We start from the raw sequence: 19999 nt of genomic DNA, 5'->3' as shown, positions 1-19999 counted from the left end.
TGATTTTCTCCCACTGCTCATCGCTGACTTCGACATCGTGTCGCTTGGCCATCGAAAGTCTCCTTTCGATCACCGTCTTAACCGAAGTCCCTACAGGGCGCAAGTTTACTTCAACACAGTTTTGAAACCGGCTCTAGTGCTTCGACCGCGGCCGCGGCATGACGGAAACGCGCTTTCCCGCCAATTGCAGTTTCAGGTTGGCGAGTTCACTATCGCTAAAAATCGGGCCCGCAGTTACCTGAATCGACTCGAGATTTGGCCATGCCGCGACCCTCGCGCATCCTTCCGGAGTGACCCGGGTATCCGGCAAAAACAGATATCGTAATTCCGGTAGTACAGACAATTGGTCGAACACTCGATCGGAAATCTTGGAGTCGCCAAGGTGTAGCATTCGTAGCGTCTTAATTTTCGAGATCTCAGGAAGCGAGTCATCTGTGATCTCCGTTCCTTCCAGCTCAAGAGTTCGCAGCGGGAGCATGGTGATGGTGCTGACGGCGCGATCCGTTACGGCGATGTGCGAGAGGCTTAAGAACTCTAGGTGCTTAAAGACTGACAGATTACTGACGCCCTCATCTGTCACAGCGGTGGAACCGAGACGTAAAACCTCAAGTTCCGCCAACGGCTGCAAACTCTTTATATCGCGATCGTTAACCGGAGTTAGAAGCAGTTCAAGCCTTCTCAGACGTCGACAGCACGCAATCTCGGAAGCAGCTCCATCGGGAAACCCACCCTGCATTAGTGTTAGTGAACGCAAGCGAGGAAAAGCACGAAGCACTGAGAAATTGTCGTCGTTGAGACCTGTCGGCAGATAAATGTCCACCGCTTCAAACGCATAATCGTCACCGAGCAGCGAACGCAACCATACATAACCTGGTGGATTAGGATTCTTTACCGACGAGCCATCAGAATTTATCTCGTGGTCATAGCGGACCTTGCCGTCGGATGCTTCGACGAACGATACAGCTAGCCGTTTGTAATGCAATGTGTTGTCAACGTGTGCCAAGAAAACGGCGATGACAAAGATAGAGAATAGAGCTGTGAAAAGCCCAAAGCGTAAGGCGAGACGGCCGTTTGCATCGCTACTGACGTCCTCAGACATTCCCGCCCCTTTAGACGACGTTAGAACTTTCCCGCTGCCGGTAATACTTCAGCCCTGGCAGGAAGAAGCAGGCCGCTGAGACGACGCCGAATAGCGTCAGCGCCAGCGGGATCTCATATCGCTGCAAGAGCGCCATGCCCAGGGCCGTGGCAAAGAGCGCCGCGGCCTGGAAATAGAACTGCCCTGACAGTGTGCCCGCCTTCACGACGAACACCATGCCGCCGACCAGTCCTAGCACCGGCGAGAGTGCCAGGACCGGCAACCCCATGATCATCTCGACATAAAACAACACGACGATGCTGATCATACTGGCGGCCCACACGTGCGCGATCTGCCGTTCGACGAACGTGACCGGCCCCGCCCGACGGCGCAACGTCCAGAAAATCGTGGCCCAGGTCCCCAGCCCGGCCGTCCACAACGCCACGTAAAAAAATGGGGAAGTGACACCCGACCATTGCAGTAGATTCGTCAGCAGGCAAGTCACGAGCAGGGCCAGGCTGTGCCACATCCACAACAGCCCCCAGTTCTCGAGCACCGTGGCGTGATGCGTTTCGCGAAACGCCCGGGCCAGCACCTGCACGAAGATGCCGCTGCGAGCCGCGGTTGGCTCGTCAGCCAGAAACGCTTCTAAGTCGTCGGCCAGTAGCTTGGCACTCTGATAGCGCAGGTCCTGCGGCTTCTGCAAACATTTCAGCGCGATCATCTCCAGCTCGCGATCGGCGCGCGGATTGATCAGTCGCGGCGGCAGCGGATCCTGCTCGAGCACCAGCAGCACCGTGTCGACAGGCGAGGCCGCTTGAAACGGCGGACGCCCGGTCAGCATCTGATACAGGATCGTCCCCAAGCTGTAGACGTCGCTCGTCGGCCCCAGCTTGCCGCGCGTGCCGGCCGCCTGCTCGGGAGCCATGTGGGCCGGCGTCCCGAGAATCGCTCCCGAGAGGGTGAGGTTCATTTCGGCCTCGACCCGTTTGGCCAGCCCGAAATCCGAAACGTGCGGCCGTCCCTCAGCGTCGATCAAGATGTTCGACGGTTTCAGATCACGGTGCAGCACACCCCGGCTGTGCGCATAGTGAATCGCCTGAGCGACCGGCGCCAACAGTGACGCAGCCTCGCGCGCCGTTAATGGTCCTTCGGTCAGGCGGCGCGCCAGTGTAGTGCCGGTCACATATTTCATGGTGAAATAAGGCTGCCCGTCGCAGTCCCCTACTTCGTACACCGGCACGATCGTCGGATGATCGAGCCGCGCGGCGGCTTCGGCCTCGGTACGAAAACGGGCCAAGTCCGCCGGGCTCGCCATGTCACCACGCAGCACCATCTTCAGCGCCACGATCCGGTTCAGGCTGATCTGCCGTGCCCGGTAGACCACTCCCATGCCGCCGCGCCCCAGCTCTTCGAGCAATTCATAATCGGCAAACTGGCGCAACACCGGTTCGGACGATTCCACCGCTCGCCGCGCACCCGCTGAATCAGGGCGCGGTGAATGATCATGCGTCAGGTCATCCCCCGAGGAACCTCGGGCCGGGTCCGCGGCACGGCTGCCGGCGGCCACGCAATCGGTAACCAGCATGGCCGCCCACAGCGGACGCAACTCGTCGGCCAGGTCCGGATGCTGCGCGAGCAGAGCGTCGATCTCAGGCGGCTCTCCGCGATGCAATTGTTCGGCCAGCCGATTCACGAGTGACCACAGCCGCGCATCGCGATCGTCGTCGACGGCCTCCTTCCGCTCCACCGACGCTGCCGCGCCCTCGAAGGCTTTTCCGCCGGCGCTCATCATTCCCCCTGCTCGCTCGGAGGTTCTTCCAACAGGGCCCGTAAGCGCCGCATGGCGCGCAGATAGCGCATGCCCGCGGCCGGCTCGGAAAGCGCAAGCGCTTCGGCCGCCTGTTGATTGGTGAGCTGCTCGAAATGCCGCATCAAGATGATCTCGCGATCCGTCTCGTCGAGCGTCTCGATCGCGGCGGCAAAGCGCTGCTCCAATTCGTGATGCGTAGCAGCGGCGGCCGGAGTCATTTCGCGATCGCGTATCAAAGCCGCCAGGTCCAGCGCTGATTGATCCGCGAATGCGCCCCCGGTCAACGATTGCTCGCGATCGACGCTACGACGTGCGGCGCCACGATGCCGGCGATGAGCGTCGATCAAATGATCCTTTGCCAGGTAGCGCAGCCAGAGTTGAAAGGGCATCTTGGCCGCGGCCAGATAATCGGCCAGGCGACGATCCGCCTCGACCAGGACGTCTTGCACAATGTCACTGGCGTCCAGTCGGCCTTGCAGGGCCCGATCCATCCGCAGCCCGACCATCCGGCGCAACACGTCGCGATGGCGTTCGAGCAAACGATTGCGCGCAGCAGCATCGCCGGTGCGAGCGGCCGCCAACAGTTCTTGCGTTTCGGATGAGTCAGGCCACATCGTTACAAGTATAATAGATCGGGTGGGCAACGACTTCCGACGGCGACGATAGGCGAAATATGCCGGGAACGAGTGGCGGCCAACATAGCGTCTACTGTAGCCGGGGTCTGCGACCCCGGACTGGCATCGTGCTGACCGCGTTGTTGATTCTGCCGGTTTCGGCTGCCCGCGCCGCCATTACGCTCGAAAACGCCAGCACCAGTTCTGTCGTGTGTCGGATCACGCCGGGCGATCAGGCCGCGTCGCGCGACGTTAGGATCGCGCCGGGAAAATCCGAATCGCTCGACGCGGCACGCGCCGTCTCCTGCGAGTTTCGCAGCGCCGGGCAGGCGAATCGCTACAACCTTCAGCCCGGCCGGCAGTACCGCTTTATGCTCTCATCGGCCGGTCAGCTCGAACTGCGGGCAATTCCCGCCACAACCGCGCAGCCCCCTGCCCCGCTGGCTCGCAAATGGCCTCACGTGCGCGAGGTGAAGGTGATCGTGGCCGGCGGCAAGGAGTACCGCGCCTTCCATCGCGAAAAATGGCAAGGCCGGGCACGCGGCATCGTCGAAGCGGCGGCCGCCCGCTTCGAGCAGCAGTTTCCCATTCACTTTCGCGTGGTCGGTTTTCGCGATTGGGAATACAAGACCGCTCCGCAGACGGCCAGCGACGCCTTTCAATGGTTGCACAAGATCGAACTGGGGGATGCTGATCTCGTGATCGGCTTTACGATGGTCCCCTTCCCCGGTCCACGCGGCGAAATTCGCGGTGTCTCGCAATATTACAGTCAGCGCGTCGTGCTTCCCGATTGCTGGGGAACCAGCGGCGCGACGACGCGACTGGTGCATGAGCTCTGTCACGTCTTAGGAGCGTTCCATGTCGTTGCCGAAGACTCGGTCATGCAAATGGGCTTCGAAAGGACGCCGCTGAAATTTACGTTCGGCAAGCCAACCGAGGAGACCATCGAACTCGGCAAGGACGTGGACCTGAAGATCGGCGTCGATAGCCTGTCCCCCGATACGCAAAAGCGCATCCGCGCGATCTATCGCACCTTCCATCATCCGCTGGAAAACCTGGAGGACGATCCGATCGTCGTTGGATACCGCTATCAGGCACGCCGCGCCGGCTGGTTGGGGGACGACGAGCTAAGCAGACGAATGCAGCAGACAGCCGATCAATTGGCACCGGCGAAACCCGAGACCCCCGCGCCCGAACACGGCCTGCAGTAAGGCGCAAGCGACGGCGCACACCAGCCCGCAGCGCCAGCAAGGGAACTCTTCGAGCTATTGTCCGGGCCCAATCGCAAGCGACCCAAACGTCACCTACCGCACGATCGCATACACTAGCTCATCTGCCGTCCGATCCCCCTTGGTGATCACTTTGCGCAGTCGGGCTTCCAGCGTGAAGCCAGCCTTTTCCAGAACACGACCACTGGCCGCGTTGCCATCGAACACTCCGGCAAACAGCCGGCAAATATCAAAGGTCGCGAAGGCATATTCGACGGCCGCCTGTACGGCCGTGGTCATGATGCCGCGCCCCCAGTAGGGCTCCCCCAGCCAGTAACCGATTTCGGCCGAGCGGCGGTAGACGTCCTCCCGCAGCACCAGCCCCAGTCCTCCAGCCGGTGAACCGTCGACCACCACGGCAAAGTTGCGCGGCGGGTCGTATTTGTTGGCCACGGTCAGCCACCGATCGGCATCGTCGGTTGTATACGGATAGGGAAAGGCGTCCCGCATGTTTAGCGAAACGCGGCGGTTGTTCGCCAGCGCCACTAGGGCCGTGGCGTCCTCCCATTGCCAGGGGCGTAACAGGCCGTGTGAGAAGGGGATTTCCATCGGTCAGGGCCCACGTCGGATCGCTCCAAATTCGCGCTGCGGCCGCGGTTTTGCCGGCGCGGCACATGGTAACAAATCGACCAGCTTTTCGCTTAACCCAGTAGGTGACAAGACGCGTAGAACAAGGTGAACTCGGGAACTAGGAGGACCTAGCCATGCCAGACGGGAAACGAGCAAGGCGACATTGCCCGAACAAAGCCAAACGACAGTGGTACGCCCGCTACCGTTCGATCCGTTTCCACCGCCGTTTTGGACTCGTGGAAGTCGCCGTACTGCAGGTGATCGGATAACCCGGCCACGCTGATAGACCAGAGCCCGCTCGGCGAACCGCGGTTCGCCCCAAGGCCCCTTCAATCCGACAGGCAAAACGACCGTTCCCGCGAGCGATGCGAACCTTGAGGTCGAATCGCATACCGCAACTCAAGCTCGCCGCCTCTTCCAGGCGTAATAGTAGTAGCTGACTGCTACCACCAGCAGTCCAGCCGGTAGCGTCCACGGATAGCCACTCCTGCCTGGGGCTCGAAAACGTGACGACCGACCGGTCTTCACATTCCACAGGACGACGTTCCCACGATTGTCGCCAATTGCAACGGTTTGGGCATCGGGAGAAGATGCAATCGCCGTAACCCACTGTTCGTGCTTAAGCCGCCCAGCCACGTCGCCTGTGGTGACATCTAGCAAAATCAACTCCTGCTCGGTTGCGACGATAACTCTGCCGTCGCCCACAAACCGGACATTATTAATTTCCTGGCCGAAAGCCAGATTGCGCTCATTTTTCGTAACAAGATTAGAAAGCGTTATGTTGCTACCATTCGCGACCGCCAATTGTTCGGTACCTGGGGCGAAGGCAAAACCGCCGGTGCATGCAAGATGCCCTGTCGCGAGCAATTGTGCCTCCACTTCGTAGAGATTCACCTTGTCCTGTTCGCGTATCGCCAGCCAGTGGTTGTCCGAGGATAGGCTGATGCCGGACCTGAAAGGACTGAAGATGGTGATGTTGGGGGCTTTCGCAATCTGTTTTGCATCGTCCGCGCCAAGTAGAACAACACCGTTGCCCCAGTCCTCCTGCGCGACAACCGCGCGATCAGGCGACAGCGCGAATTGCAGATTCCCGGCCTGCGGGCCAAACTCAAAAAATGTGTTTGTTGTTTTCGAACTTAAATCACAGACGCGAATCTTGGTGGCCTCAAAATCAAGGAAAAACAACCGTTTTCCGTCTGCACTGAAAGCAAGCGAGTCGGGACATTGCCTTAGAATCGCAAATGCTGGCCCCTGGTTGCCAGCAACGAAGGCGCGATCAACGACTTCTGTCGGAATGGCCTTTTCAACATCGACGATGCTGAGCGTCCGCAATATGTCGGCAGCGTACCCCTTCAAAGACACATTTGCGTCCCGCCAATTGAGTTTTACGACGGCGAGCCGCTTGCCATCAGGAGAAAACGATAACGCGCCAATTCTTGTAAACGCCGTACCACATCCTTCGGCACGTACCAGGGCAAAGGTAAGTGCCAGCAGCGCTATGCCATGGAACAATTGAGAAAGCGTGAAGTGTTTCATGGCCAAAGGTCGAGCCGCTGATGCGGGGTGACCTCCCGTGCTTCTCGTGGCTAGGCGATCTTCAGGGCGTGCGGCCCACGACTTACCATTTTGGGTCACAGGCCGTTCTTGTGCACGGCCAGATTTCGCGTGCACTTCCCGCCCCCATTTGTTAACATCCACAGGCGTTGATGGGTTACTCAGCCGGCGGAGGCGTGGAACGCGATGCTCAACATCCTCGGCGGAATGCAGCAGGTCTGCGGCGGCGTCACGCGGCGACAGATGTTGCAGGCCACGGGCGCAGGCCTGTTCGGGCTGCATCTCAATAAGATCTGGGCAGCCGAGGCGGCTGGACTAGCCGCCGGGCAAACCGCCTCGGCGATTCCGGTGCGGGCCAAGAGCGTCATCTTTCTGTTCCTCTTTGGCGGCCCCAGCCAGTACGAAACCTTCGACCTGAAGCCGGACGCCCCGTCGAAAATTCGCGGCCCCTTCAATCCGATCGCGGCGAAAACTCCCGGCTTGCTCATTTCCGAGCACTTGCCGCGTCTAGCCAGCGTCAGCGACAAGCTGTGCGTCGTCCGCAGCATGACGCACACCTACAACGACCACAGCACGGCCGGACATTACATCCAGACCGGACATCCTTGGCACGTGCCGATTGGCGGCGGATTCAATGCCACCGAAAAAGACTGGCCCGCCATGGGCTCGGTCGTCGAGCATGTCGACCAGCATGCTCCAGGCCGTGGCCAGCGCGATATCCCCAGCTACGTCTATCTCCCCAATCGCCTTGGGCATATGGAGAACTACAGCACCAAGCTGGACCGGCCTGGCCAATACGCAGGCTGGCTAGGGCGAGGATACGACGCGCTGGCAACCGACATTCGCAAACGCGACGACAAAGACAATCCCTACTTCCGCGACTGCACCGACGAAGATCTCGACTTCCGCATCAAGGGGCTGGCCGCAGACCAAAGTCTGTCGATCGACCGCTTGAATGGTCGGAGGACTTTGCTCGAGCAGTTCGACGATCAGCGCCGTCGCCTGGACCACGACGCTTTCGCCCTTCCCTATCAGCGTTTTCAAGAGCGTGCTTTGTCGCTTGTCACTTCGGAAAAGACCCGGCACGCACTCGACATTCGCCAAGAGCCCGCCGCGCTACGCGATCGTTATGGGCGCCACTTATTCGGGCAGTCGACGCTCTTAGCCCGGCGGCTCGTCGAGGCCGGTTCACGATTCGTGACCGTCGCCTGGGACGCGGTCGACGGCTACAGCTGGGATTCCCACGTACACAGCGACGACGTTCGCAAGCATCTGCTGCCGGGGCTCGACTCGGCCCTGGCAACGTTGGTCGAAGACCTCGCCGAGCGCGGCATGCTCGACGAGACCTTGATCGTCTGCCTGGGCGAAATGGGACGCACACCCGCGGCCACTGGCAATTGGGGGCGCGGACATTGGAGCACCTTGTTCCCTGCGGTCTTGGCCGGCGGTGGCATTCGTGGCGGAATCGTCTACGGCCAATCGGACAAGGACGGCGCCCTGCCACAACAGCATCCGACCAGCCCCGAAGATCTGGCCTGCACCGTGTACCACGCACTGGGCATCGACCACGAAATGCGCGTCCGCGATCCACAGGGCCGGCCCACGGCGATCGTCGACGGCGGGCGACCGCTGGTCGAACTGTTCGGTTAAGCCCGCTCGGCCTGACCGCAGCCGGCAAACGATTGACCGCGTTGCCGCCGCATCCGAAAATGGGTAGAACCCTCCCACCGCCCACATAGCCTGCCCATGGTTCGAATTTCCGTTCGTTTTGCCGCGCTCTCGCTCCTGCTGCTCGTGGCCACCGCGCGCGCCGAGCCCCCCACGGCGGCTGATATCGAATTCTTCGAAAGCCAGGTCCGGCCGGTGCTGGTCGCCCGCTGCTACAAATGCCACTCGCAAGACGCCGAAAATCTGCGCGGCAGTCTGCTGTTGGATAGCCGCCCCGGCTGGATGGCAGGCGGCGATTCCGGCCCGTCGATCGTGCCCGGCGATCCTGACGCCAGCTTGCTGATCAGGGCGCTGAAGTACGACGGCGACGTGCAGATGCCCCCCGAGGGGAAGCTGCCCGAGCCCGAGATCGCGGTTCTCACCGAGTGGGTCAAGCGTGGTGTGCCCGATCCACGCGAGGCAAAACCGGCCGGCAAGGCCAAGCGAACCATCGATCTGGCGAAGGAGCGTCAGCACTGGGCCTTTCAGCCGCTCGCCGCCGCCCCGACTCCGTACGTAGCTGATCCGGCCTGGTGCCGCACGCCGCTCGATCGTTTCATCGTCGCGCGGTTAAACGAAAAGCAGATCGCTCCGAACCCGATCGCCGACAGAGGGACGCTGATCCGCCGCGCGTACTTTGACCTGATCGGCCTGCCGCCGAAGCCGGAAGAGGTCGAGGCCTTCGTCGCCGATCTCGCGCCCGATGCTTACGAGCGCCTGATCGATCGGTTGCTCGACAGCCCGCATTATGGCGAACGTTGGGCACGGCACTGGCTCGACCTGGCGCGCTTTGCCGAAAGCCACGGCTTCGAGCACGACTACGATCGCCTCAGCGCCTATCACTATCGCGACTTCGTCATCAAGGCGTTGAACCAGGACCTGCCTTACGACACGTTTGTAAAGTGGCAGATCGCCGGAGACGAGTACGAACCAGAGAATCCGCTGGCGCTGATGGCCACTGGCTTCCTGGCGGCCGGCGTTCACAGCACGCAAATCACGAAGAACCAGGTCGAGAAGGAACGCTACGACGAGCTCGACGATATGTCGGCCACGATTGGCACCGCGATGCTGGGTCTGACGATCGGCTGTGCGCGCTGCCACGACCACAAGTTCGACCCGATTCCGACCGCCGATTACTACCGGCTGTTGTCGACATTCACCACGGCGGTGCGAAGCGAGGTCGAGCTGAATCTCGATCGCGAGAACTTCGATCGGGCCCGCACGGCCTTCGATCGCGAGCATGCGCCGCTCGTCGACGCGCTCGCGCAGTTCGAAGCGAATGAATTGCCGGCCCGCTTCGAGGCCTGGCTAACGGCCCACGCGGCGCCGACTGCGCCGGTATCCTCGGGTTCTGATGCAGCATCCAGCACGAAGGCACCTGGTACGCCGCCAACAACCACGGTCTGGCAGATTCTCGACCTCTCCGAGGCCAAGGCACAATCCAGCGTGCCGCTGACGGCGCTCGACGATGGTTCGCTATTGGCCGGCGGCAAGCCGACGGACAACGACACCTACACGTTCGTCGCCCGCACGGATCAGCGAAATATCACCGGCCTGCGACTCGAGGCGCTCGTCGACGACACATTCCCCAAGCGTGGTCCGGGACGCGCGTCGAATGGCAATTTCGCGCTATCGGATATCCAGGTCACGGCCGCGTCCGCCGATCGCGAGAAGGACGTCGTGCCGGTCAGGCTCGCCACGGCCCGTGCGACGTTCGAGCAGCCGAAGTTGCCTGTCGCGGCCGCGATCGACGACGACAAGACATCGTCCTGGGCTGTCGATGGTCAAATCGGCAAGGACCAGGCGGCGGCGTTCGATTTCGCCACGCCCATCGGCTTCGAAGCCGGCACCGTGCTAACTATCACGCTGAAGTTCGAAGGAAACAAAGAGCACGCGATCGGCCGACCGAGAGTGGCCCTTTCAACGGCCGCGGCGCCCTTGGCGCTCGACGCACCCAGCGGCCGACAAAACGCCGGCGAAATTGCTGCTCTACTGTCGCGTTCCGGAACAACAACGCCAACGTCCGAAGCACGCGCCGCGATGCTCAATTGGTATCGCCGGCTCGACGACGGCTGGCGCCAGCGAGACCGCGCGGTGCGCGAACACGCCGCCCTCGCGCCGCAACCGACGCTGACCAAGGTCCTGATCACCAGCGAAGGTCTGCCGGCCGTTCGCCTACACACACAGGGAGGTGACTTTCTGGATCAGACGCACTTCCTCGAACGGGGCGATCCGAACCGCAAGAAAGAGATCGCCTCGCAAAGCTTCTTGCAAGTTCTCATGCCCTCGGCCGACGCCGAGCGAACCTGGCAGAGCTCGCCCCCGCAAGGATGGCGTACGTCTTACCGCCGCCGGGCACTGGCCGAATGGATCACCGATCGCCAGCGTGGCGGCGGACCGCTGCTGGCCCGCGTGATTGTTAATCGCCTCTGGCAACATCACGTGGGTCGTGGCATCGTCGCCACTCCCAGCGACTTCGGCACGCAAGGCGATCGGCCGACGCATCCCGAGTTGCTCGAATATCTGGCCGAGGAATTGATCGCGGGCGGGTGGCGGCTCAAGCCGATTCACCGCTTGATTATGACCAGTGCCGCCTACATGCAAGGGACGCAAGCGGACGAAGCACGCGCCAAGATCGACCCCGATAACAAGCTCTTCTGGCGGCGGCCGCGCGTACGGCTCGAAGCCGAGGTGATCCGCGATGCGATCCTGGCGGACGGCGGCATCCTGGATGAAACGATGTTCGGGCCGGGCACGCTCGACGACCATCAGCGCCGCCGCAGCATCTATTTCACAGTTAAACGCAGTAAGCTGATCTCGATGATGGTCCTGTTCGATGCGCCGGACGGTTTGCAAGCGATCGGCGCCCGCGCTAGTACGACGATCGCGCCGCAGGCGCTGCTGCTCTTGAACAACGCCCAAGTGCGCGAAGCGGCACGAGCTTTAGCCGCATCCATTGCCGAGCCAGCCGGGACGAATCAAGACGCCCCTTGGAATGACGCCGTGCGGCGCGCTTACCTGGTGGCGCTCTCGCGGCAGCCCACCGCGGAAGAGGCGGCCGACGCGGCACAATTCCTGGAAGACCAAAGCAAGCTTTACGCCGCCGACGGGCAAGCGGAAAAGCGTCTGGCGGCCTTGGCCGATTTCTGTCAGGTGCTGTTTGGATTGAACGAATTCGTCTACGTCGATTAGAGAAACGAAGTTACGGGCGAGTGCATCCGCCACGGCCATCCGCAGGTGAGCAGGTACTGCCATGAACGACATCAAGCAACTCTTCGCGACACCTACCACGCAGTATTCAAATCGGCGCGATTTTCTGCGCCGCACGGGCAACGGCTTCGGCATGATGGCGCTGGCGTCGCTGCTGAGCGATGAACGACCTGGTCACGGGGGCACGGCCTCGGCATTTGCGAATACGCCGTCGATCAATCCGCTTGCGGCCCATCCGGCACATTTTCCGGCCAAGGCGCAAAACGTCATCTGGCTGTTCATGAATGGCGGGCCCAGCCAGGTCGACACCTGGCAATACAAGCCCGAGCTGGAAAAGTGGGACGGCAAGGAATTGCCCGGCTTCGACAAGAACACCGGCTTCTTCGTCGAGCAGGTCGGCCCGTTGATGAAGTCCCCGTTCAAGTTCACACAGCACGGGCAATCCGGCGGCTGGGTTTCGGAGATCTTTCCGAACATGGCCAAGCACGTCGATGACATGGCCTTCATGCATGGCTGCTTTACCGAAACCAATAACCACTCCCCTGCCCTCTTCCAGGTGAACACTGGCGCCAGCCGGATGGGCTTTCCCAGCGTCGGCGCCTGGGTCACCTACGGCCTGGGCAGCGTCAGCCAAAACTTGCCGGCATTCGTCGTCATGTACGACACGTTGGGACGCGGCCTGCCGAAGGGTTATGCGCAAAACTGGGGCGCAGGATTTCTGCCCGGCATTTTTCAGGGCACGGCGCTGAACGCCCAGGGCGCGCCGATCGAAAACCTGATTCGGCCCGAGGGCATGACGCCCGCCGAGCAGCAAAACCAATTGGCGCTCTTAAACCGTTTAAATCGCCGCCAGCAGGATCAGCATCCGGCCGAGGCCGAATTCGCCGCGCGGATCGAAAGCTTCGAGCTGGGCTATCGCATGCAGATGGCAGCCCCTGAGGCGCTCGACGTCGACAGCGAGCCCGACTCGATGAAGAAGCTGTACGGCCTCGATAATCCAAAGTGCAAACACTTCAGCCGGCAATGCCTGATCGCGCGGCGGATGATCGAGCGTGGCGTCCGCTTCGTGCAGATTTACTCCGGGGGGACCGAGAACGAAAAGAGCTGGGACGGCCACACCAATATCGCCGACAACCATCGCGGCTTTGCCGCCGAGACCGATGTCCCCATCGCCGGCCTGTTGGCCGATCTCAAACAGCGTGGGCTGATGGACTCAACACTGGTCGTGTGGAACGGCGAGTTCGGACGACTCCCCATCGTGCAGAAAGGAGGCACCGGCCGCGATCACAATCCGCACGCCTTCACCACCTGGATGGCCGGCGCGGGCGTCCGTGGCGGCGTGCATCACGGCGATACCGACGATTTTGGACACAAGGCCGTCACCGGTCGCGTCAGCATCAACGACCTGCACGCCACGCTGCTGCACCTGCTGGGCATCGATCACAAGCGCTTGACCTATCATTTCAACGGCCGCGACTTCCGCCTGACCGACGTGGCCGGCGAAGTCGTCCGCGAAATCCTGGCGTAAACAATCCAGACTTTTGCCACCGAGCACACAGAGGGCACCAAGTCATCCATTACAAAGAGACTTCGGAGCGACACTTCGACCTTTGAAATCATCTGACTCTTTTCTCTGTGAACTCTGTGCCCTCGGTGGCTAAATAAGGATCGCAACACGTAACTGATGAACTCTCAGTCCGCCAATCGCTGTGCCAGCCGGCAACGTCCCTTTGCGGATGACGTAGGGGATTGCGACAAACATCTGCCGCGCCGTGAGTTTCTCTGGCAGTTCGGCGGAGGGCTCGGCGGCATCGCGCTTGCGCAGCTATTGGGGCAAGAAAAGCTGTTGGCGGCCGAAGCAAATTCCGCGGACACCCCCGGCAGCCAACCGAATCCCACCGGCGGTCTGCATCATCGGGCCCGGGCCAAACGGGTCGTACAGCTATTCATGTCCGGCGCGGCCAGCCAGTGCGATACGTTCGACTACAAGCCGGAGCTGATTCACCGCAACGGCCAGAAATTCGATCCTGGTGAAAAGGTCGAATTGTTCCAAAGCGATCCCGGTCAATGCATGCAAAGCCCTTGGGCGTGGCAGCAGTATGGCCAGTGCGGCAAATGGATCAGCGACCTGGTGCCACATCTGGCCCAGTGCGTTGATGACATCGCGTTCGTGCATTCGATGGTTTCGAAATCGAACGTCCACGGCCCGGCCACGTTCATGCAGAACTCGGGCTTCGTGCTCCCCGGCTTTCCGGCGTTCGGCGCCTGGCTCAGCTACGGGCTAGGCAGCATGACCGACGAGCTGCCGACCTTTGTCGTGCTGCCTGACTCGCGTGGATTTGCTCCCAACGGCCCGGGCAATTGGACCGCCGGATTCCTCCCCGCCGCGCACCAGGGAACCATGATCCGGCCGGCCGCGGCCAACCCGATCGCGGATCTGTTTCCGCCGAAGTCTGCTGCATTTATCCGGCCCGAGAGTGAAACGGCCGGTCTCGACGTTTTGCGGCGACTCAACCGTGCTCACGAAGCCAGTCATTCAGGCGATTCACAGCTCGAAGCGCGCATTCGTTCGTACGAACTGGCGGCGCGACTGCAGACCAGTGCTCCGGAAGTGCTCGACCTGTCACGCGAGAACGCGCGAACTCTCGAACAGTACGGCTTGAACGATTCCGTAACCGCGGATTTCGGTCGCAACTGCCTGGTGGCGCGCCGACTGTTGGAGCGTGGCGTCCGTTTCGTGCAGGTCTGGAGCGGCGCCGACAATGGCTTCCCGCGCCGCAACTGGGATTCGCACGAGGACATCGCTCGCGATCATGCCACGATGGGACGCAGCATGGACCAGCCGGCCGCGGCGCTATTGAACGATCTGAAGGATCGTGGCCTGCTGGAAGACACTCTTGTGATGTGGACCACCGAATTCGGCCGGATGCCCTGCAGTCAGGGAACCAAGGGGCGCGATCATAACCCGTTCACCTTTACCACCTGGCTGGCCGGCGGCGGCATTCGCGGCGGCACAACCTACGGAGCTAGTGATGAGTGGTCGTACAAGGCAGTCGAGAATCCCACCTACTGCTACGACGTACACGCCACGATGCTGCACCTGTTGGGCATCGACCACACGAAACTCGCCTTCCGCCACAACGGCATTGATCGCCGTTTGACCGACGTACACGGGCAGGTGATCGGAGAGCTATTGTCGTAGAAGTCGCCATGCGCATCACGAACTGCGATCTACGATCGACTAAAAAGCACTTGCGCCCGCAGGCTCCCTAACGGAAAATGTCGAATGACGATTCCGGCAAATGCCTGAAGAAATCTAAAGGCTCTCATGACGAAGGAATTCGACTCTAGGTTCGGTAGTTGGTGCCTCAATGGTCAGCACAATGATTTTGCTCGCGGTGCTTGGTACAACTAAAAAAGGCCCAGCCCCGCGTGTCGGCAACCTTCCAAAATGCGGGTGCGCTAAATCGCGCGAGCGGCAGATCCTGGAAAATCGCCGCGCCCTATTGGACTGGGCCGGAACGCATTTTCCTGCATCGTACAGCGCAACTGAAAGCTTGCAATACGATGAGATGCGCGCCTTCCTCTGCCTCGAGTGGATCGATGCAGAACTGCAACTAGCGGAAAGCCGCGCGGCGAGAGTCGAACTATGTCAACGTCGCCTTGACCACATGCTTGCGACGGGCAACAAGCTCCAAGCGCTACATGATGCGGGAGCGCGCGGTGGCGAGTTGTGGCTGGTCCTGCGGAATCGTTGTCGCGTCATTCGATCCAGGCTTGCGCTGTTGCGCGAAACGGCTGGCGGCGCGCCCTCATCGTGCGTGTCGCGCTTTGCCACTTTGCGCGCGACGTGGCTCACAACCGCAGATGACTATCTTCGCGCCACGAGGGAGGAGATCGGGAAGGGCTTTGTAAATCAACGGAATATTTTCCCCGCCTTGACGGAGTTCTACGATGCGAAAGCCGCCGTCGCGAGGACGACAAACGAGAAGCTCGCGATCCGAAGGCAGTACATTGATGCCATTAAAACGATGGAATCGACACTGCAAAAAGAACATGAACTCGATCAAAAGGACAGTCACTTCCTAAGATTGACAACCCACTTGCGACGTATCGAAGCGGAGCTTCGCCTCGAGCACGATGAATTCTCGACTCATGCCGTAAAGCGCCGAGGCAGCGCACACTCCGTGCCCACGATGGAGAATCAGCGATTGACCGTTAGGAAGGCGCACCTTGCTGCTGCTGAGCAACTCTTCTGGGACAAATCTTTATGGATCGAAGAGTTACTCGAAGCCTATCACGGCACCTGCGCGGCAGAAGTCGACGCGTGCGCCAACAATAGACAACGGCAAGAGGTGCTCACGAGATGGATCGATCAACTGGCAATGCTCGAATCGCGGACACGAATTGAGTGCATTTACTCGATACGCGGCATATGGGTCGCCGAATGTGCTGCCGAACGGTTGCAGCTAATGGCCCAGTTGCAGCGGCTCAAAAGTTCGTGCGAATGACCGGTATCGAAGTTTGATTCGACCTTTTGACTTTTGGCGTTCTTAAGCCATCGTTTGCTGCGACATTCGGCATTCCTCGGGGTTGCCGTGATGCCGGCGATCTCCTCATCATGCTTATTCGCCTGCGGCGAAAAAGCATGGCACCTGGCTCAACCCACCACGGCCATCATGCTATGACTGCAGTGAAGATTGTGGCAAATGGAAAGCTCTGTGAGGCCGGACGCCTGAAAACAAAACGCACCGGGCTCACAGAGCCCGGCTACAGAAATCTGAGTCACGGACGCATCGCGCCGATCGATCACGCCCCACCGTCTGCGCCTGACTCGTCGAGGTTGTATTCCTTCAACTTCTTGTGCAGCGTGTTGCGATTGATTCCCAAGCGGGCCGCGGCCTTGATCTGCACGTGTTCGCAACTGGCCAGCACTTGCGCGATCAATTCGCGCTCGACGCGATTGACCACCTTCGTGTGCAGGGCGTCTTCTTGCGCTCCGGCGGTCGCCAGCGCCTGCTGCACCAACTCGAAGGCCAATGTCTCTAGATCAGGCTCTTTGAATCGCGTGCTGCGCGGACGTCGCTGTCCGAGAACCGTGTCCGGCAATAGCTCGCACGTCAGCTCATCTCCCGGCGCCATCACGACGGACCGCTCGATGTAATTCTGCAGCTCGCGCACATTCCCCGGCCAGGCGTAATCTTGCAGCGCTTCCATCGCCTTCGGCTCGATGTGTACCACGTACCGATCGTTCTCTTCGTTGTAGACGTGCAAGAAGTGGCTGATCAGCTCTGGGATGTCTTCTCGCCGCTCGCGTAAGGGCGGCAAATGAATCGGCACGACGTTCAAACGGTAGTAAAGGTCTTCACGAAAACGATCTGCTTCGACCTCTTCCAATAAATCGCGATTGCTGGCCGCGATGACACGCGTATCGACGCGAATGGTCTGCGTATCGCCGACGCGCTCGAACTCGCGCTCTTGCAGCACGCGCAGCAGCTTGACCTGCAGCTTAGGCGTGGTGGAATTGATCTCGTCGAGAAAGACGGTACCGGTATGCGCGGCCTCGAAGCGGCCGGTCCGATTGTCGATCGCCCCGGTAAACGATCCGCGTACATGCCCGAATAGCTCGCTCTCCAGCAGACTCTCGGAGAGTGCGCCGCAATTGACCCGCACAAACGGTCCCGTGCCACGTGGGCTGAGCTGATGCACGGCCTTGGCGATCAATTCCTTGCCGGTCCCCGTCTCGCCCAGTAGCAGCACCGAAGCGTTGCTCTTGGCCACCTGCCGCGTCAGTCGATAGACCTTCTCCATCGCGGCGCCCGATCCGATAATGCCACGGATCGGTGGCCCCGAGGTAGACGTCGGCTCGGCGGGTCGGAAGGAACGGCTCATCATGCACGGGCCTGCAGGCCGAAACTTGCAGGCGTCGCCGGAAACGGTTGGTTGTTAAGAGGCGGGACTTTCGTTTTCCTCAAGCGCCAGCCAATCGGCTTGCGCCCGAGCTTCGATCGTGTTGAGCAGTGACGCCATGACTTGTTGCGTGTCGGCGTCATATTTTTCGCTGCCGTTGTAGCGATCGTACTGTCGCTGAATTTCGTCGCTCGTCAAGAGCGTGCCGCGCCGCGCTACGCTATCGGCAAAGGCGTGCGCCGCCGCGCGACGGTCCGGCAACGGAGCCGTCGGCCGACTGGCCAGATCCACCAGCGCCCGCTGCGATCGCGCCGTATCGAGCCTCGAAAGCGCCGGAATCGCCGCCTTGGTCATGCCAGGCGCGTCGAGACTCGCGATCACGGACTGATCCAATCGGCGGGTGTCGTACACCTGTTGACGCTCACCCGCCAAACGGGCGATCCATTCCAGCGCCTTCACCCCCTCGGCGCGCCGCACGTCGCCGGGCACAACGCCGCGCCCTGCGGCTCGCAGCAGCCGGTTGAGCTCGAACTGCATGCCCGCGCCGTTGTGGACGCGCATCACGGTCAGGCAGGAGGGATACCGTCGCGCCACGCGCTCGACCTGCGGATACTCGTCAGCCAGTGAAACCACAGCCAGTGGAATCCTCGCCAAACGACTATCCCCGCGCAGCCGTTGCAGCAACTGAGCACTCGACGGCAGCGCCAGCGCCGAATCGACCATGATCACTTCGTAGTCTCCGGCCCCCCGCGACATGCGCAGCATGCTGGCCCCATCGACGGCAATATCGGGCTCGTATCCTTGCTCGGCCAGAAGCCCCGCCAGGCGCCCCGCCTCGGTCGCATCGGCCGAGGCCACGAGCGCCCGCGGAGAACCCGTCGAACGAGCGAAATATTCGAGCGTTTCCGCCACCGTGCCGGCCCCCGGGTAGGGAGCGTGAGGATCGAGCTGCATGATCGCCTCGAGCGCGGCAAACCGCAGCTCACGCGATGGATGCATAAGCGCCCGCACCAGCGCACTTGCCTGGGGATTATGCGAATAGAGCAGGTCAACATTTTCACTCTCGCCGAGTTGACGCACGACAACCACGGCTGCCGCCGGACGATCCTCGGCCAGGGTGAAGCTGAGCAAGTCCTGCAGTTCGAGGATCGGCGCTTTCGCCAACGCGTTCCCGGCCTGGCCGATGCGAGCCGCCACGAACGGATTGTCCCCGGCATAGCCGATCGCTTCGGCCACGGCCGCCAGGTTCGCGCGGCGCACGTCAGGATTATTCGGCGCGATCCGCCGTGCATCCGACAGCGCCTGCACGGCCGTAACCAATTCCGCGACCATGGGCGTTACTCGGCTGCTGGTAAGCTTTCGCTTGGTATCGTCCCATTGCCAGACCAAGGGCGTTGGGTCCAACTCGGCCTGCAGATGCCGCTCGGGATGGCGGACGAAATCGAGCGACTGCTTCCCCTTGCGCAATAGCAGCGCGAGCGCCTGCTCGGTCGTTGGCGTGTGCGCGTAAAAAGCCGCCAGGGCGTTCTTTGCCGGCGAGGTTACCTCGGCGGGACTGTCCGTAGCGAGCGCCGCGGCGAGCATGTGGTCCGACGTCGATGCGTCTTCAAGCTCGCCAAGGACCGAGAGGACGCTGGCCAACAATTGCGGATTCTGTGACGTGGAAAGGACGGCCACCAGGGGCGCTACCCCGACCTGTCCCAGTTCCACAAGCGCGGTGCGTATCGCCGGATGTTCGTCAGCCCGATTGGGATCGGCCAAAGCGTCCACGAGGGCGACCACGGCCGCGTCCGCGCCGGGACGTAAAGCGGCCACGGTTACCGCCTCTTGATACGGCGCAGCACCTTTCAATTGCTTGACCAGGTTCGCCAGCCGCGCCGGATCGCGGGCGAAACGCTGCGCCCCTTCGAGCGTGGCGTTGCAAAACGGCCCCGCCTGCGGAGCAAGCGCAGGCGCACGCGCCAGCCGGATCAGCACGGCCGAACCGACCTCGTCGACCAGGGCCGCGCACTCTTCATCGCTCAGTTTCGCCGCGGCCAGCTTTTGCACGAAAGGCTTCGCTAGTTCAGGCTGCTTCAGATCCAGAATGATCCGCGCGGCCTTGAGCAGTTCGGAAGGGGTCGTCGGCTTTGCTGCCACTAATGCGCGAATCACGGTATCGTCCGAGCGGCGCAGCGGCGGCGAGCCCGTCTGAGCGAACAAAGTCGCCGGCGGCGCTGCGCTAGCGGCGATCGCCAGAATTACGGCACAGAGGATCGTGGAACGCGTCATCATC

The 19999-nt window shown here is 61.3% G+C and carries 13 protein-coding genes; 6 read left to right on the top strand and 7 right to left on the bottom strand.

From position 1 onward, the window contains the following. Positions 1–133 precede the first annotated feature (133 nt). The 3 genes from VGN12_22095 to VGN12_22085 are packed head-to-tail and all read right to left on the bottom strand — an operon-like array spanning position 134 to position 3505. Positions 134–1099, bottom strand: a complete 966-nt coding sequence (locus VGN12_22095) for a hypothetical protein (GenBank protein HEY4312156.1) — start codon at positions 1097–1099, stop codon at positions 134–136. Positions 1100–1109: 10 nt separating this feature from the next. Beyond that, positions 1110–2873, bottom strand: coding sequence for a serine/threonine-protein kinase (locus VGN12_22090; GenBank protein HEY4312155.1), 1764 nt, complete (start codon positions 2871–2873; stop codon positions 1110–1112). After that, on the bottom strand, positions 2870–3505 hold the full coding sequence (locus VGN12_22085) for a sigma-70 family RNA polymerase sigma factor (GenBank protein ID HEY4312154.1): 636 nt from the start codon (positions 3503–3505) through the stop codon (positions 2870–2872). Before VGN12_22085 ends, VGN12_22090 begins: the two co-directional genes overlap by 4 nt. A gap of 128 nt (positions 3506–3633) precedes the next feature. Between VGN12_22085 and VGN12_22080 the strand changes: the two genes are divergently transcribed. Then, positions 3634–4716, top strand: a complete 1083-nt coding sequence (locus VGN12_22080) for a hypothetical protein (protein HEY4312153.1) — start codon at positions 3634–3636, stop codon at positions 4714–4716. Positions 4717–4809: 93 nt separating this feature from the next. Here the strand turns inward: VGN12_22080 and VGN12_22075 are convergent, their stop codons facing one another. Continuing rightward, positions 4810–5322 (bottom strand): GNAT family N-acetyltransferase, encoded by a 513-nt coding sequence (locus VGN12_22075; protein HEY4312152.1) that lies wholly within the window; start codon positions 5320–5322, stop codon positions 4810–4812. Between the two features lie 420 nt (positions 5323–5742). Continuing rightward, entirely contained in the window at positions 5743–6879 is a 1137-nt protein-coding gene (locus VGN12_22070) for a WD40 repeat domain-containing protein (GenBank protein ID HEY4312151.1), read from the bottom strand. Between the two features lie 204 nt (positions 6880–7083). Between VGN12_22070 and VGN12_22065 the strand changes: the two genes are divergently transcribed. The 5 genes from VGN12_22065 (at position 7084) to VGN12_22045 (ending at position 16325) form a co-directional block, all read left to right on the top strand. Beyond that, positions 7084–8547, top strand: coding sequence for a DUF1501 domain-containing protein (locus VGN12_22065; protein HEY4312150.1), 1464 nt, complete (start codon positions 7084–7086; stop codon positions 8545–8547). A 96-nt stretch (positions 8548–8643) separates the two neighbouring features. Continuing rightward, complete coding sequence (locus tag VGN12_22060) at positions 8644–11796, top strand: PSD1 and planctomycete cytochrome C domain-containing protein (protein ID HEY4312149.1); 3153 nt, start codon at positions 8644–8646, stop codon at positions 11794–11796. A gap of 61 nt (positions 11797–11857) precedes the next feature. After that, positions 11858–13342 (top strand): DUF1501 domain-containing protein, encoded by a 1485-nt coding sequence (locus VGN12_22055; protein ID HEY4312148.1) that lies wholly within the window; start codon positions 11858–11860, stop codon positions 13340–13342. Between the two features lie 156 nt (positions 13343–13498). Further along, positions 13499–15016 (top strand): DUF1501 domain-containing protein, encoded by a 1518-nt coding sequence (locus tag VGN12_22050; protein ID HEY4312147.1) that lies wholly within the window; start codon positions 13499–13501, stop codon positions 15014–15016. A gap of 181 nt (positions 15017–15197) precedes the next feature. Beyond that, complete coding sequence (locus VGN12_22045) at positions 15198–16325, top strand: hypothetical protein (GenBank protein ID HEY4312146.1); 1128 nt, start codon at positions 15198–15200, stop codon at positions 16323–16325. 298 nt (positions 16326–16623) lie between these two features. Here VGN12_22045 and VGN12_22040 read toward each other — a convergent pair whose 3' ends face one another. Both VGN12_22040 and VGN12_22035 read right to left on the bottom strand, forming a co-directional pair. Continuing rightward, complete coding sequence (locus tag VGN12_22040; protein HEY4312145.1) at positions 16624–17709, bottom strand: sigma-54 dependent transcriptional regulator; 1086 nt, start codon at positions 17707–17709, stop codon at positions 16624–16626. A 51-nt stretch (positions 17710–17760) separates the two neighbouring features. Continuing rightward, the gene (locus VGN12_22035; protein HEY4312144.1) at positions 17761–19998 is read right to left on the bottom strand and encodes a hypothetical protein; all 2238 of its coding nucleotides are present in this window, start codon (positions 19996–19998) and stop codon (positions 17761–17763) included. Position 19999 lies beyond the last annotated feature (1 nt).

Source organism: Pirellulales bacterium (assembly GCA_036499395.1).
GTDB lineage: Bacteria > Planctomycetota > Planctomycetia > Pirellulales > JACPPG01 > JACPPG01.
The sequence above is the reverse complement of the archived record's forward strand: the minus strand, read 5'-3'. Positions and strand labels throughout refer to the sequence as shown.